The sequence below is a fragment of the Lactobacillus sp. M0393 genome (assembly GCF_016102025.1).
Taxonomy (GTDB): Bacteria; Bacillota; Bacilli; order Lactobacillales; family Lactobacillaceae; genus Lactobacillus; species Lactobacillus melliventris.
Genome location: NZ_JACFPK010000005.1, coordinates 48905 through 65129, shown reverse-complemented (window position 1 = coordinate 65129; position 16225 = coordinate 48905). Strand labels below are relative to the sequence as shown.

Here is a 16225-nt window from a genome sequence, read left to right as displayed (position 1 = left end):
ATTATTATTCTTGAGGATGATCATCTTCACTATGTGAATTATCATTATCCTTTGAATCTTGCTGATCCACAGAATCCTTTTCTGACTCAGAAGATTTAAAATCAGATGTTTTTTCTTCTGAATCTAGCTCAGACTCTTTGGGGAATTCAGCTTTTTCTGGATTCTCAGGATTACTTTCTTCTGCTTCCTCATTCTTTTGGGCGGGTGACTCTAGAAAGACATCTCTTTCTTCCTGCGCCTTTTCGGAATTTACAGTATTTTTCTTCTGCGATTGGTTTTCTTTCTTTTCAGCAGCAGCCTTAGCTTCTTCATAAGTTGATGCTTTGGATTCGCTTGGATATTCTTGCTCCGTTTTTTCAGGCATCTTGCCAGTTGTGTACAGAGACATAATCTGCTTTTCATCTAAAGTTTCATACTTAAGTAAAGCTTCAGCTATAATGCGATGTTTTTCACGGTTGTTTTTAACAATTTCAACTGCTTTAGCGTGGGCCTCATCAAGTAATTTCTTAACCGCCTCGTCAATTTTAGCTGAAGTTGCTTCACTATACGGTTTAAAACCATAAGGATTAGTTTCGCCCTCTTTTTCAAGTTCCACCATTCCTAATGAGTCAGTCATTCCGTAATTAACCACCATGCTGTGGGCAATCTGTGTGGCTTGTTCGAAGTCATTAGAAGCACCTGTTGACTGGTCTCCAACTACAACCTCTTCACCAGCACGACCACCCATCAGACCAACGATTTGTTCCATTAACTGCTTCTTGGTTAGCAGGAACTGATCATCTTTAGGCAACATCAAGTTATAGCCACCTGTTCTGCCGTGAGGCACGATAGTAACTTTACGCACCGTTCTTGAATCACTAAGCACTAAACCACAAATGGAGTGACCAGCCTCGTGAAAGGCAACTCTGCGTCTTTCCTTTTGAGAAATCAAACTGTTTCTCTTAGCAGGACCCGCAATGACACGGTCTTCAGCTTCATCCAAATCTGCAGCAGTAATATTATTACCGTTTCGTCTGGCTGCTAGCAGTGCAGCTTCATTAAGTAAGTTAGCTAGGTCTGCACCAACAAAACCTGGTGTTTGACGAGCAATTTCCTTTAAATCAACATCATCGGCCAAAGGCATATTCTTAGCGTGAACGCGCAAAATAGCTTCACGGCCTCTAACATCAGGTGTACCAACTAATACTTTTCTGTCAAAACGACCTGGCCGCAATAGAGCTGGATCCAATACGTCAGAACGGTTGGTAGCTGCAATAACAATAACGCCTTCATTGCCTTCAAAGCCGTCCATCTCAACTAACAACTGGTTCAAAGTCTGTTCACGTTCATCGTTACCGCCGCCACTGGCATTACCACCACGTCTGCGCCCAATAGCATCAATTTCATCTATGAAAATAATACTTGGTGCGTTTTTCTTGGCATTAGTAAACAAGTCACGTACACGACTGGCACCAACACCGACAAACATTTCAACAAAGTCTGAACCTGAAATTGAGAAGAAAGGAACATTTGCTTCTCCCGCTACGGCACGAGCCAGCAATGTCTTACCAGTACCCGGAGGACCCTCAAGTAAAACACCTGAAGGTATCTTAGCGCCTAACTTGGTAAATTTAGCCGGATTCTTTAAGAATTCAACCACTTCTACCAGTTCCTGCTTTTCCTCCTCTTCGCCGGCAACATCAGAAAAGCGCACTTTATTCTTCTTGGGATCCTCAGGCTTAACATGAGAACGACCAAAATTCATAATTCCGCCGTTGCCGCCTCGGCCTCCGCCACTTTGACTGACCATCATCCAAAGCATAACTATGAAAAGAATGGTCGGCACAAGCATGACAATAGTCGAGATCCAGTTTCCAGATTGTGACTCACCCTGAGTCGTCATCTTAGTACCGCTCTTTTGAGCTAGTCTTTGCACGTTGGATACGCTGGAATCATTTTGTAGCATCGTAGTGGAAAACCGTGTTACTTTTGATCCTGAATTGCCATTAAAAAAATCAAAATTACTATCTGACTGGTTTTTACTTTCTTGTGTTTCTTTATAGCTACCTGAAACAGTATAAACACCATTTGCAGGTTGAACATTAAAGTTTTTAACTTTTCCCTTACGCAAATCACTTACAAATTCAGAGTAACTAATATTCTCACTGCTACCAGAATTATTTGATCCGCCAATTGCCCAGTTGATTCCTCCTATTAAAAGCAGGAAAACAACTATATAGAATAAACCGTTTGAAAACAGCCGATTCCGGTTATTTTTCATATAAAACCTCCGCAAAGTTTCTAGAGATATACGAATAAAAGTTTATCACAAATTTCATCTGTACTCTAATAATTTAAAAATTTTTATCAATTATCTTCATATAAATAAAAGCATTTTTCACCAGAACACACTTGCTGATTAGAATAAGTCTGTTCAATGAAAACCACTTTATCACCATCATAAATAGTCAAACAGTATGGCCGCAATATATTCGGAATACCACTTTGAGCAAACTTTTTCTTGCTCTTTACATGGCTGCCATCTTTTAATAAAAGCTTTGTTCCGGGTAAAATTGACCCTGTGGTTAATTGCTTTTTATTAGTTGCCCCAAAACTTCCAAGCAATTTATAGGGTTTGTCTGCTTTTAAAGAAAGCAAAAATTTACGCTTATTAAATGAAAATACTTGATCGAGAATAATTTCTTTATTTGCTGGCCTAGCTGGCAACTGTTTAAAAAGATAAAAAAAGCCTTGATAAACAAGTAACGTATAATTCGCCAAATTTTGATTGACTCGCTCCTGCCAGGTCTGCCATATAAAATGTTGCCAAAAAGCCTGCTTTTGCTCACTATTCAATTGTTTGAGAGCACTAGTTTTTAGACGATATGCTACATTTAAAAACTTTTTCGGCTGGTCAAACTGAGCAAATCTTTCATCGACGATTGATGTTAGCAAACTAACCTCTTTACTAAATCTAAGAGCATTTTGACCAATTTGCTTATTTTCTTTTTTTAATAAAGGAATCACATGATGACGCAACTTGTTGCGCAAAGTATCGTCCTCATTATTAGTTTGATCGATTACGTATGGTATGTGGTTCCTTTTATCATATTTTAATAAATCAGCTTTTTGAATATTCAAAAGGGGCCTTAGCAAAGTCATTCCCTGCATTTTGCTAATTGCCTTCAAGCTGTTCATTTCACTAGGATTACCAGAGCGAATAAATTTAAGTAGAATATTTTCAAGCAAGTCATCCATATGATGTGCCGTTAGTAAATAATCTCCCTGATAATTGCGCATTATTTTAACTAAAAAATCATAACGATATTTTCTGGCAGCAGCTTCAACGCCAACTATAGGTTGTAAACATTTAGGCCATTTTTCATTAATTAACTCGATACTTTTATTTTGACAATATGCAGAAATTACTTTTTCTTCTTTAAAAGAGTCAAGCCGAAGTTGATGATCCAAATGAGCTGCCAGCAGTCTAAAACGGTATTGCTCCTTTATTTGGTATAACAAGTCCAATAAAGCTAATGAATCTGGTCCACCACTAACTGCAACTACAAGGGTTTTAGCAGCCAGCGGCAAATGATTTATCTTAAAAAAGTCATCAATCCGCATAACTGACCAAATCTTGTTCTAATTTTTTTATTTCTTTTTGGGCATCATTCACAGTTTGCGTTAAAGTCTTGGTAAAATCTGCCATTTTAGTATTAGAAAAAGGGTTAGTATGATCAATTAAATCCGGATCATTAACCCTCATTCTTGAAAGGGCGATTTTGCCTTTATAATTATGAAGGACAACTACGCGAATCTGTTCTCCAACACGATAATTATTCTTTTCCCGCAACCAATTATTGTTAAAATCACTATGATGAATTAGCCCTGTTTGATGATGAGAAAGAGTGACAAAGATGCCTAAGTCATTAATATTATTGATAATACCTGTAACTCTCTGTCCAACTTGATATTTCATTAATTATTGTTTTTTCCTTCAGGTAAATTGTAAATTGTTTCGTTTGGCTTAGAGTACAAAAATTTAGAACGAACCAGTTTAGCCACGTAATCACTATCCTTCAAGTCATTGCGCTTAGCTAATAAAACTTGTTTTTGATTATTTATTTTCTTCAATTCCTTCTTAGAAGTCCGCACTTGACTGTTAATATGTTCTGTCTGAGAGTGCGTAACGCCAATCTGTACTCCTAAAAACGCAAAAATAGCAACGAAAAACGCAACAATGCGATTACGTCTTACACGGTGGACTTCTTTTGCTCTTTTTTCTTGTTTACGCTTCAGACGAGCCAGTTGCTCCTCCGGGCTAACTGAATTGTATATACGTGGACCGTTCATAATTTTGACCTCTACTACCAAAAACAAATACTATTTTAATTATAACAAGACCACCTATAAATGTCATTAAAGACCAAACTAATTTATTAATTCATATAATTCACTGGCTTCTGCTTTTTTAGTAGTTTCTTTAATTGCACAAACCTTAGCTTTTACCTGTTTAGAACCATAACCTACTTCGATAATATCGCCAATCTTAACGCCATAACTGGATTTAACCACGTGATCATTTACCTTAATTCGACCCTGATCAGCCATTTCTTTAGCTATCGGACGCCTTTTAACTAGTCTGGAAACTTTTAAAAATTTATCAATTCTCATTTTTTCTCCTATCTTTGAATAATATCACTGGCAGCTGTCATAAAAGTAATTAAATTAGTAAACAATTGTCTCTGATGCAGATTATCAGGAAGTTCCAACAACACAATCAGCCTGTTAGCCGGAGAAAGATTGATTTTTGCTTTAAATGAAACATGTTCAAGAGCCTTAAAAATATTAGGTCCCTGTAATTCTTTTGAAGCTTCTAATCCAAATTCAACTTTTACCTGCTGGTTATTAATTTTGGTAATATTTCTGACCTGTGCTAAATCTGCTTCAGCCTTTAACTGTGAAATTGCCAGTAAATTTTCGACCGGTTCAGGATAATTACCAAAGCGATCAATTAACTCATCTTTAATTTGCTCGATATCAGCAGGACTGGCAGATTTAATTTTCTTATAAAATTCGATTTTTTCTTCTTGATCACTAATATATTTTTCTGGAATGTATGCTTCAAGTCCCATATCAATTTCAGCGTTGCTCTTTCTGACTTTCTTTTTGTTTTTCCGATTTTTAATTGCATCAGAAAGCATTTGTGAATACAGATCATACCCGACACTGTCAATAAAGCCATGCTGCTCTGCTCCAAGCATATTGCCAGCTCCACGAATTGACAAATCACGCATAGCAATTTTGAATCCTGATCCAAGTTCGGTAAAATCACGTATGGCATCCAACCTTTTTTCTCCAATTTCTGTCAGAACCTTATTGGGCTGATATAAAAAATAAGCGTACGCCAAGCGAGCACTACGACCAATTCTGCCACGCAACTGGTAAAGCTGACTTAAGCCATAATGATCTGCATTTTCAATTAACATGGTATTGACATTCGGCATGTCTATTCCGGTTTCAATGATGGTAGTTGTAACCAAGATATCAAATTCTCTATTTAAAAACCGATACAGAATATCTTCCATTTGGTTTTTACTCATACGGCCATGAACACTGACAATCCTGGCTGTAGGCATGAGAGCTTCGAGTTCCAGCACAACATCACCAATATCACCAATACGATTATGCAAATAGAAGACTTGTCCTCCACGCTGAATTTCCCGCAGACAGGCTTCCTTAACAACGCTTGGTATTTGTTCCATTACATAGGTTTGAATCGGGTAACGATTGGATGGCGGGGTTTCCATAACTGATAAATCCCTCACACCAATCATTGACATGTGCAGCGTACGAGGAATCGGTGTTGCAGTCAGCGTTAAAACATCGATGTTGGTTTTCAGTTCTTTAAGCCTCTCTTTGTGCTTTACGCCAAATCTTTGCTCTTCATCAACAATGAGTAAGCCTAAGTCTTTGAACTTAACATCTTTTGACAATAATCTATGCGTTCCAACCACTAGATCAATCTTGCCATTTCTTAAACCTTCAGTAATTTTTTTGGCTTCAGCTGGAGTTTGAAAACGGGATAAAACAGCATAATTGACGGGGAAATTTTTAAACCGGTCATGGATAGTTTCATAATGTTGCTGTGCCAAAATTGTTGTAGGTACCAAAAAGGCAACTTGCTTGTTATCTTCAATCGCTTTAAACGCTGCTCTTAAGGCTACTTCAGTTTTACCAAAGCCAACATCACCCACAAGTAGCCTGTCCATCGGCCTTTCTTGTTCCATGTCATGTTTGATTTCCTTAATTGAACGCAGTTGGTCCGGAGTTTCGACATAAGGAAAAGCATCTTCAAACTGCCGTTGCAAATCATCGTCTTTTGAAAAAGCAAAGCCCTTTTCCGCTTCTCTTTTGGCATACAAATCTATTAATTCATCGGCAATATCTTCGACCTTAGATTGAACTCTACTCTTGGTCTTTGCCCATTCACTACCACCTAGCTTGTTAACATGTGGTCTTTTGCCTTCAGAAGCAACATATTTTTGCACTAATTTCAGCTGGTCAGCGGGAACAAATAATTGATCACCATGTTGGTAGGTAATAGTAATATAGTCTCTTTTGACACCATTATTTTCTAAAGTTTTTATACCTTCAAAGCGGCCAATTCCATGATTAACGTGAACAACATAGTCGCCTGGTTTCAATTCAGTATAACTGCGCAGTCTTTGGGCATTTTCCATGGTTTTAATACGGCGACTGTGGTGCGTTACTTTGTTAAAAAGTTCTCGTTCAGTTAAATAAACCAGATTATTATTGGGTAAATTAAAGCCGCTGGCAAACTCGCCAACCACAATTTGCGTTTGCTTCTCGACTAGGTCATCTGGCTTAACAATTGCCACATCCATGCCAAACTCAGCCATCGTCTGACTAATTTGTTTTGCCCTCTTATTATTATCTGCCTGCAAAATTACCGTTTGCTGTTTTTTCTGATATGATGCTATTTCAGACTTGATAAGAGGCATCTGACTGAAAAACTGCTCAGGTTCTCTTGTCTGCCAGTCAAATAATTGCCCTAGCTTAACGCGACCAATACTGCGTTGAAATAATGAAAAATAAAGGTGACTATGTTTATCTTGCGCCCAATTTCTATGAAAGTCACTGTATAGCTGTTGGCCAGGTATCATAGCACCAGTTTTTAGTTCATCAGCAATAAAACCGGCATTCTGTTCATCTACTGTTTTAACAGCCTGCTCAATTAACGGCCAGTCATCAAGCAGAACCAAGCCAGAACTTGCTAAATAATCAAGGAGATTATCAGGATTATCAATCAGAAAGTCTGTTAAAAAAGTGTAGTTTTGAGGTAATGAACCGCTATTTAATTCGTCTAAGGACTCCGCAAAATGTTCCTTAACTTCCTTTTCACCAGCAGGAGAATCTGCCATAGCTTTTGCTATCTTCTGTGCAGCACGTTTAAAATTATCAGCGGCAAAAACGCGATCTTGAGCAGCAGTAACGACTATTTTATCAATCTGCTTTTGACTGCGTTGACTGGCTAAATCAAATTCTTTTATAGTATCAATTTCGTCACCAAAAAATTCAATTCTGACAGGATTTTCGCGGTCAAGTGGGTAAACATCTAGAATATCTCCTCGTAATGCAAATTCGCCAGGTTTAGCTACCAGATTTTCGCGGCGAAAGCCTACCTGCACAAACCAATTAGTCAGTTCAGCTAAATCAAATTCTTTTTCGGGCTCAAACTCCCGTCTTGCTGCTTGGTATTCTTGCGGTTTAGACAATTTATACTGTAAGCCCTGCGGAGTAGTAATCACGATGCCCTGGTTCTGACTCAGCAAAAAGTTAAGCGCCTGAATACGACTACTTAATTCATCAGGCGAAGTAACTGCCGTTTGAGTCGCTATCGATGCATCTACTGGAAAAATTTGCACTCTGTCTTCAGGCATAATTGCATTAAGTTCACTATATAGTTTTTGGGCCTTGTTTTCATTTTCTTCAAAAACCACTAGCGGCTTTTTTAAAGTTTCAACTATTTGGCACAAAAGCAAATCAAAAGCACCGGCATTAGCTCCGGTGATCAAAGAATTTTTGGTGTTGCTAGTATTAGCAATAAAATTTATCAGATCATGATCTTTTTCTATAATGTTAGTTAAACGCATTTTAATTATATTTATTCATTAAATACTGTGGGCTTTTGCCTGCAATAAAGTCAGTTATGACTTCACTAGCTGTGGCAAAAGCTTCATCCATCAACTGTTTTTGTTCAGTATTAAACGGTGATAAAACCCAGGAGACTACACTTGCTTCTGTTACGTTTGCTGGATGGCGGATACCAATTTTCAGTCTGTTAAAATTATTGGTGCCTAAATCACGAATAATACTTTTAATACCATTATGACCTCCAGATTTGCCATTTGCACGAATACGGATTTTACCTAATGGCATGTCCATGTCATCATGAACAATCAAAATGTCTTGGGGCTCAACTTTGAAAAAATGAGCAAATTGGGCTACAGATCTGCCTGAATCATTCATAAAAGTTTGTGGTTCAAGTAAAATCACGTCAATTCCCGCTATTTTTTGTTTAGTATATTTACCTTCAAACTTTGCTCTTTCCAAATTTAAAGCATTTTTTTGTAAAAAGTGATCTAAAGCCATAAAGCCTGTATTATGTTTTGTTCCATCATATTTTTTGCCTGGATTACCTAGACCTGCTATAATTTTCATTTAACTTCCCCTTATTTATAGTCTTATTAATGATAGCACAATCAATCGGTCTGGTTTCCATAAAGACTATTACACTTTGATTTCATTGATTAATTAGGCTTTTTAATTTGTACGGCAAGTGCTAAAATCAATTTGAATAATGTTTTTCTTTTAATTTTCATTTAATCTAATTTTTTCATTTATATGATATAATCGTTTAGATTATTTTTACAACGGAGGCAGTTTAATGCTAATCAAATCTTTGGTTATTAAAAAAGATTATTTAACCACAGTCAACGAACACGCTACGCTTGAAGAAGCTTTAAAAACTTTGGAAGATTCTGGATTCCGATGTGTGCCAATCTTGGACGACACTGGCACAATTTTCCGTGGTAATATTTATAAAATGCATATCTACCGCCATAAATCTCAAGGTAAGGATATGAATTTGCCAGTTACCTACTTATTAAAAAATGCCACTAAAACTATCAAGGTTAATTCGCCTTTCTTTAAAGTTTTCTTCACAATTAAGGACTTGCCTTACATTTCAGTGTTAGACGAAGAGAACAAATTCTATGGTATTTTGACGCACTCAAGATTGCTCGATATGTTATCAGATGCCTGGAATATTAAAAATGGGTCGTATGTTCTCACTGTTTTAACTGATAATTCAAGGGGTAATTTAGCAAAAATGAGCAAAATTATCAGTAAGTACTGTGCAATAGCGGGTGTAATGAGCCTGGACGCACCTACTGCTGGTAAAACAGATAATGCTGTAAGACGTATTTTATTTACATTACCTGCTGGGCTCACCGAAGACGTTTTAAAAGAAATCGTTAAACGTCTTGAAAAGAAAGGTTATGTTGTCGCTGAAATTGAAGACTTACAGGCCGGTATGACCCTTATGAGTGATGAAAATCCTGGTGTTTACATTAACCAAGACGAAAGCAATTAATTTTTGCTACTATAAAAGCACATCGAGACGATGTGCTTTTATTTATTGTCAATTATAATATTTTCTTGGCAAACGATCATCTAGTAAACAAGCAACTTCATAATGAATGCTGTCAACATAGTCAGCAGCTTTTTTGAGAGAATTTGGCGCTACCGGATCATTTGATATCAAAACTACTTTAGTTCCTACTGCCATTTCATAGGGCAATTGCACCATTAACTGATCCATGCAAATGCGACCGACAATAGGACAGTATTCAGAACCAACTTTAATTTTAAAACCCTGAAATTTGCGAATAAAACCATCAGCATAACCTACTGGAACTGTACCAATAATTTGATCCTCGTCAGCAATGTATGTTGAACCATAACCTACACCCTGACCCTTGTGAATAGTATGGACTTGTACCAGTTCACTAACAAAAGACATAGCCGGCTTTAACTTAATTGCGGTTTCTAAGTCAGCACTTGCAGGATTTGAGGACGGATTCAGGCCGTATATGCCAATACCAAAACGAACCAGATCACTATGAACTTTTTTATCAAAAACACTGGCTGCAGTGTTGTCTACATGAATCCATTTGGGTTTTATTTTCAACAATTTTTTAAAGTGGTTAAAGCGCGTGACTTGCACTTGAAAATATGAATCATCGCTGCTGTCTGCGGAGGCAAAGTGCGTAAACAGCCCTTCAACATCAAAATTGGGATTATTTAATAATAATTCATTTGCGGCAATAAATTCATCATCTCCACTAAAACCAATGCGTCCCATTCCGGAATCTACTGCCAAATGAATTTTTAGTTGCAGCTGATCTTGAATCAAGTTAGATTCGACTGCCTTGAGCCACTTTAAGTTAGGCACAGCTAATGAGACACCATTCACAGCTGCAAGTGAGGCATACTTTACGGGCGTAACGCCCAGTACCAAAATTGGCTGGACTATTCCGGCTTGTCTTAATTCCAGAGCTTCATCTAAAATGGCAACACAAAAGCCGCTGGCACCTGCCTTAACTGCTTCTTGAGCTACTCTTACTGCACCATGGCCATATGCATTTGCTTTAACAACGGCAAACAGTTTTTGTCCTGGCGCCAAATGTTTAATTTCTTCTTGAATATTTTGTCTTATTGCAGCTAAATCGACACACACAGCTGCAGGTCTATGAATTCCAGGTACCATTTCTTACTTCTCCAAAACAATTAATGTAACTATCTCATGTCTATCATGAGTAATACTAGGAAAAATCTTGCCGGCAAATTTAGGTGAGGTTGTGACCGGATGTCCTACTTTATCCCATAAAGTTTCTATATCTTGCAGACCAACTTCTTTGCTAAAACCGGTTCCCAGTGCTTTAACAAAAGATTCCTTAATTGAAAAGCGGCCGCCTAAATATTCTACTTTGCGTCTGCCTGCTAGTTTTTGGTATTGGGCAAATTCTTTTGGGGTCAAAACTTTGCGGGCAAAGTTATCCCCTTTGGCTACTATCTTTTTAACTCGCTCAATTTCAACAGCGTCAATGCCAACTCCAACAATCATTTTCTTATCCTCACAATAATAAAAGTATATTAGCAAAAAAGAGTTGTAAACTGTCACAACTCTTTTTAGTAAAAACATTACCCTTTTTTATTTTTAATAATAAAATTTTTGCCATTACCGGAGCGGCGAGAATGGCCTCCACGATAATTGCCGCGGCTGCGGTTACGATCACCGCGATAGCCTCCACGACTATTTCTGCCATGACTATAGCGACCGCGGCCACCACGACCATTACCCTTATACGGCAATGGTTTTTCAGAACTAATTTTGACCTCAACATTTGAAGAATCTTTTGACAAATTCTTCAGAAAAGCTGATACCAAATCAACTGCTGAATAATTTTCTAATAATTCGTTGGCATCATCAGTATATTTAGATAGATCATCTTTCATTATGTCTTCTATCTTAGATTTAGCCACTTTAAGTTGGCCCCTTAAAGCCTGATCATCAGATGGCGGACGCAAAGGAGTCATCTTTTTCTTGGTTAATTGCTCTATTGTACGCATATAACCAATTTCATTTGGCGTAACAAAAGTGATTGAACTACCATTTTGTCCGGCACGGCCGGTACGACCGATGCGGTGAACATAAGAGTCGGGGTCTTGCGGAATATCGTAATTATAGACGTGAGTAACGCCCGAAATATCCAATCCACGTGCAGCCACGTCTGTAGCAACTAAAATATCTAGTTTACCAGCACGGAACCTTTTTAAAACAGTAAGTCTGCGAGCTTGGGTCAAATCACCGTGAATTCCCGCTGCATTGTAGCCACGGGCCTGAAGTCCCCTGGTAACTTCGTCAACACGGCGTTTAGTTCTAACAAATACTACTGCCAGATCTGGGCTTTCAACATCAATCAAACGGCACATGATGTCAAATTTTTCTGAATCTTTTGCCCGAACAAAGTATTGATCAATTAAATCTGCAGTTAGTTCTTTAGTTTTAATCCGTACAATTTCCGGATTATGCATAAACTTTTCACTAATGTTCAAAATCGGTTTAGGCATCGTCGCACTAAACAGTAGTGTCTGTTTCCGGTTTTTAACATAGCCTAAAATACTTTCAATGTCTTGGATAAAACCCATGTCCAGCATTTCATCAGCTTCATCTAAAACAATGGTATTAACATTTTCTAAGTCAATTGTCTTGCGCTTTAAGTGGTCAAGTAATCTTCCCGGTGTACCTACTAAAATCGCAGGCACATGATTTTTAAGTGAACGAATTTGCCGTCCAATATCAGCGCCGCCGTAAACAACTTGCACGCGAGCATTCTCATCGCGACCCAGTCTGAACAGTTCTTCCTGAGTTTGAATGGCCAATTCACGAGTAGGTTCAATAATTAAAGCCTGAATTACCTTATTATGCTTATCTAAGTTCTGCAAGATAGGCAGCGCAAAGGCCGCAGTCTTACCAGTACCTGTCTGAGCTTGACCAATTACATCCCTGCCTTCTAAAGCCAAAGGAATTGTTTGCTCTTGTATTGGTGTTGCTTCTTCAAAGCCTGAGCGCTTAATTGCTTTTAAAAGCTCATCTTTTAATCCTAATTCTGAAAATTTCACTAAATTCTCCTTATCTAAGCCGTTTTACTACTTTTTCCAGGTGCATTCCATGCGAACCCTTTAAAACAACAATGTCATTCGGCTTAATATCATTTCTTAAATCTGAAACCATGTGTTGCATTTGTTCTGGGGTATAATAATGCAAATTCTCTGGTTTATACTTTTCTTTAAGTGCATTTGCCAGATTTTTCATTTCTGTACCATACAAATAAACTTCATTAATTACCTGCGGGTCAAGACAATCTGCCAGCCCAGCGTGAAGCTTGGCAGATCTTTGGCCTAATTCTAACATATCACCCAAAACGGCGATCCTGCGACTTCCAGCTGGAACCTGGATCTGACCAAAACTGGTTATCACGGCACGCACAGCAGTAGGATTGGAATTATAAACATCGCTCATAATATCTTCTCCTACATCGCCTTTTTCCCATTCCATTCTATCCGCTGTCGGAGTGAACTTTTCTAAGGCTGTGGCAATTTCTTCATCACTTTCACCAAAATGCCTGCCAACACAAAGAGCCGAAAGTGCATTAGAAACATTATGTTTGCCAATCATAGGAATAGTAAATTTATGAGCAGAATTATTAATCGTAAAAGTAGCATGATGCTTGTAACTGCGATAACCTGTTGCATAAACTGTATCATTTTTTGCAAAACCAAAGGTAACTTTTGCTTGTGGTATTTTTGCCGCCCGTTCACGTAAAAGCGGTTCATCCCCGTTATATATGAACTCACCATCTTCGCGTAAGAAATCGGTAATTTCCATCTTGGCATCAGCAATTCCAGCACGAGAACCTAAAAATTCAATGTGAGCCTCACCAATCATTGTAATGACAGTGACATCAGGGCGGGTTAGTTTACTTAGTTGATGAAGTTGCCCTGCATGATCCATCCCCATTTCCAAAACCAAGATTTCAGTATTTGGTTTCATATCTAAAATTGTCATGGGTACGCCAATTTCATTGTTAAAGTTAGCAGCAGTTTTATGCACATTAAACCTTTTTGCTAAAACTGCTGCCGTCATATCTTTGGTCGTAGTCTTACCATTTGAACCTGTAATGGCAACTACAGTAGGATTGACTTTATTTAAATAATATTGGGCCAATTGCTGCATACTGCTTAATGGATCATCCACTTCTAAAACTGCAATATTGTCGGGTTTATTGGGATGATCCTTCTGCCATAATGTGGCACTTGCACCGTTGCTAATTGCGCTGCTGATAAAGTCATGACCGTCTCTTTCGCCCTTTAGTGGGACAAATAATCCACCAGCGGCGATTTTTCTAGAATCAAAGGCAACAGAAGTAATAACGGTCTGATCGTTGCCTTCACACTTTGAATTTATTGCTTTGGCTATCTCTGCCAGTTGCATTTTCATCTTTTTATCTCCTAGCCGAAAAGAGTTTTTGCTGAAGTAGTTAATTATACTCCTTATTTATGTAGTATAACAATTAGGCTTTACATAAAAAAGCAGCCCCAATGGGACTGCCTTCCACCAGATTGAAGATATTACTTGTTGTTCATGCCATACTTCTTGTTGAACTTTTCGATTCGACCATCGGCCTGAGCAAACTTTTGCTTGCCAGTATAGAATGGGTGAGAATCCGAAGTAATTTCAACACGAATCAATGGGTAAGTTTTACCTTCATAATCCACTGTTTCTTTGGACTTTAATGTTGAGCCAGCAACAAATTTAGCACCAGTTGCTGAATCCATAAAGACTACTTGTTGGTAATCTGGATGAATACCTTGTTTCATATTTATTACTCCTTTGCCATGACTCCTATTTCAAGTCATAGATTAATCGATTAACGCTTAATACCTTAACATTTTTAATAGTAAAATTCAAGACTTATTTATTATAGCAGCAGAGTTAATTTAAAACAATGTCGCTTGGTTTAACTTCCTTGCCAAAATATGGTTTGAGTTCTTTATTATAGTCATCTGTGAAGAACTTTTTGTCTGCCAATCTAGTGATTTCTTTATTAGTCCAGTTTAAAAGTGACTTATTCCCTTGTTTAACTGCGGGGGCAATAAATTGATTAGGACCAATGTTTTTAATTCCGACTGTATAATTAGGATTCTTTTTGACCCAAGCATAGAGGTATGAATTGTCATCCGCTAAAGCGACAGCACGTTTGTTTTTAAAAGCATTAAACTGCTGCGTTTTGGAATCAAATTTCAGTAAATCAACTCCGCCTTTTTTTGTGAAGTAATTTTCTGCTGTTGTGCCCTTATTTACAATTAAATTTTTGCCCTTTAACTGTTTGGCACTTGTAATCGGAGCATTCTTAGGTGAAATAACCCCAACGGATACTTTCATGTATGGTTTTGCAAAATCAACGACTTGTTTACGTTCTGGTGTTTCAGTGAAGTTAGCTAAAACTATATCGGCTTTATTCGAATTTAAAGTATCAACACGATTATTGGCATTTACTTGGGTAAATTTAACCTTAACACCCATATCCTTAGCCATTTGGCGAGCAAGACGAACGTCGTAGCCTACGCGATTACCATTGTCATCAACCCAACCATATGGCGGTAAATCGCCAAATACGGCAACTCGTAACGTGCCCCGCTTTTTAATTGCACTCACACTGCTTTCATTAGCTTTGTTACTATTATTATTTGTTGACTTAATGCCAAAAAAAGCTGCCACTACAATTATCAAGACAATTAAAACGGTGATGATAATATTTCTATTTTTATTTTTCTGCATTATTTTCTCCTTAAAAATCCATACTTGTTAAGAAAGCGCGTGCCCTATCTGTTTGGGGATGTTTAAAAAATTCTTTCCCTGGCGTGTTTTCTAAAATTTTGCCATTTTCAAGAAATAAAACCTGATCTGCTATTTGACGCGCAAAATTCATTTCGTGGGTCACAATAATCATTGTCATATGATCAACTTGGGATAAGTCAGTCATAATTTGTAAAACTCCTCGAACCATTTCGGGATCAAGAGAAGCTGTAACTTCATCAAACAGCATTATTTCGGGATGCATGGCTAACGCCCTAACAATAGCAATTCTTTGCTTTTGTCCACCAGACAGTTCACGGGGATAAGAATTAACGTACTTTTCTAACCCAACGCGTTTTAGCAGCTTTAAAGCTTCTTTTTTAACTTCATCTTCAGCTCTTTTTTGCACCTTTACTGGCGCTAACAAAATATTTTCAAGAACCGTAAAATTGGGAAATAAATCATAACTTTGAAAAACCATGCCAATTTTTTGGCGTAACTCTTGCCAGTTTTTGGAAGTGGCTGCAATTTTCTCACCCTTAAAATAAATCGTGCCACTCTTGAAATCTTCTAAACCATTTAGGCACCTGATTAGCGTACTTTTGCCAGAGCCGGAAGGTCCTAATAATGTCAAAACTTCGCCTTGATGAAGGGTGAAACTAATATCATGCAAAGCCTGCCAATCGCCATAAAACTTATTTAAATGTTCAACTCGTAAAACTTCTTTTGTCATTTGCC

The 16225-nt window shown here is 37.8% G+C and carries 15 protein-coding genes; 1 reads left to right on the top strand and 14 read right to left on the bottom strand.

All coding sequences use genetic code 11. The features are described 5' to 3' along the window. Positions 1-4 precede the first annotated feature (4 nt). The 7 genes from ftsH to pth all read right to left on the bottom strand — a co-directional run bounded on the left by ftsH (position 5) and on the right by pth (position 8724). A complete protein-coding gene (gene ftsH / locus H3R29_RS05070; protein ID WP_198202726.1) occupies positions 5-2260 on the bottom strand; it encodes an ATP-dependent zinc metalloprotease FtsH in 2256 nt (751 codons plus the stop codon). 86 nt (positions 2261-2346) lie between these two features. Then, on the bottom strand, positions 2347-3603 hold the full coding sequence (gene tilS / locus H3R29_RS05065) for a tRNA lysidine(34) synthetase TilS (protein WP_198202727.1): 1257 nt from the start codon (positions 3601-3603) through the stop codon (positions 2347-2349). Next, positions 3593-3958, bottom strand: coding sequence for a S1 RNA-binding domain-containing protein (locus H3R29_RS05060; RefSeq protein WP_198202728.1), 366 nt, complete (start codon positions 3956-3958; stop codon positions 3593-3595). The genes tilS and H3R29_RS05060 overlap by 11 nt, the downstream gene beginning before the upstream one ends. Next, positions 3958-4335, bottom strand: a complete 378-nt coding sequence (locus tag H3R29_RS05055; protein ID WP_181413672.1) for a septum formation initiator family protein — start codon at positions 4333-4335, stop codon at positions 3958-3960. Before H3R29_RS05055 ends, H3R29_RS05060 begins: the two co-directional genes overlap by 1 nt. A gap of 75 nt (positions 4336-4410) precedes the next feature. Beyond that, positions 4411-4653, bottom strand: a complete 243-nt coding sequence (locus tag H3R29_RS05050) for an RNA-binding S4 domain-containing protein (protein WP_198202729.1) — start codon at positions 4651-4653, stop codon at positions 4411-4413. An 8-nt stretch (positions 4654-4661) separates the two neighbouring features. After that, positions 4662-8156, bottom strand: a complete 3495-nt coding sequence (mfd, locus tag H3R29_RS05045) for a transcription-repair coupling factor (RefSeq protein ID WP_198202730.1) — start codon at positions 8154-8156, stop codon at positions 4662-4664. 1 nt (position 8157) lies between these two features. Continuing rightward, positions 8158-8724, bottom strand: coding sequence for an aminoacyl-tRNA hydrolase (gene pth, locus H3R29_RS05040; protein WP_198202731.1), 567 nt, complete (start codon positions 8722-8724; stop codon positions 8158-8160). Positions 8725-8950: 226 nt separating this feature from the next. On the opposite strand from pth, the gene cbpA reads away from it, so the two are divergent. Beyond that, positions 8951-9658, top strand: a complete 708-nt coding sequence (gene cbpA, locus H3R29_RS05035; RefSeq protein WP_174795021.1) for a cyclic di-AMP binding protein CbpA — start codon at positions 8951-8953, stop codon at positions 9656-9658. 48 nt (positions 9659-9706) lie between these two features. Here cbpA and alr read toward each other — a convergent pair whose 3' ends face one another. The 7 genes from alr to H3R29_RS05000 all read right to left on the bottom strand — a co-directional run bounded on the left by alr (position 9707) and on the right by H3R29_RS05000 (position 16220). Then, positions 9707-10834, bottom strand: coding sequence for an alanine racemase (gene alr / locus H3R29_RS05030; protein ID WP_198202732.1), 1128 nt, complete (start codon positions 10832-10834; stop codon positions 9707-9709). Between the two features lie 3 nt (positions 10835-10837). Continuing rightward, positions 10838-11191 carry a holo-ACP synthase gene (gene acpS, locus H3R29_RS05025; protein WP_174795023.1) on the bottom strand — a complete coding sequence of 118 codons (354 nt, stop codon included), beginning with the start codon at positions 11189-11191 and terminating at the stop codon, positions 10838-10840. A 77-nt stretch (positions 11192-11268) separates the two neighbouring features. Then, the gene (locus tag H3R29_RS05020) at positions 11269-12750 is read right to left on the bottom strand and encodes a DEAD/DEAH box helicase (protein WP_198202733.1); all 1482 of its coding nucleotides are present in this window, start codon (positions 12748-12750) and stop codon (positions 11269-11271) included. 10 nt (positions 12751-12760) lie between these two features. Continuing rightward, positions 12761-14128 (bottom strand): UDP-N-acetylmuramoyl-tripeptide--D-alanyl-D-alanine ligase, encoded by a 1368-nt coding sequence (murF, locus tag H3R29_RS05015; protein ID WP_198202734.1) that lies wholly within the window; start codon positions 14126-14128, stop codon positions 12761-12763. Positions 14129-14259: 131 nt separating this feature from the next. Continuing rightward, positions 14260-14508 (bottom strand): type B 50S ribosomal protein L31, encoded by a 249-nt coding sequence (locus H3R29_RS05010; RefSeq protein ID WP_046325385.1) that lies wholly within the window; start codon positions 14506-14508, stop codon positions 14260-14262. A gap of 115 nt (positions 14509-14623) precedes the next feature. Then, entirely contained in the window at positions 14624-15469 is an 846-nt protein-coding gene (locus tag H3R29_RS05005; RefSeq protein WP_198202735.1) for a transporter substrate-binding domain-containing protein, read from the bottom strand. A 10-nt stretch (positions 15470-15479) separates the two neighbouring features. After that, the gene (locus H3R29_RS05000; RefSeq protein ID WP_198202736.1) at positions 15480-16220 is read right to left on the bottom strand and encodes an amino acid ABC transporter ATP-binding protein; all 741 of its coding nucleotides are present in this window, start codon (positions 16218-16220) and stop codon (positions 15480-15482) included. Positions 16221-16225 lie beyond the last annotated feature (5 nt).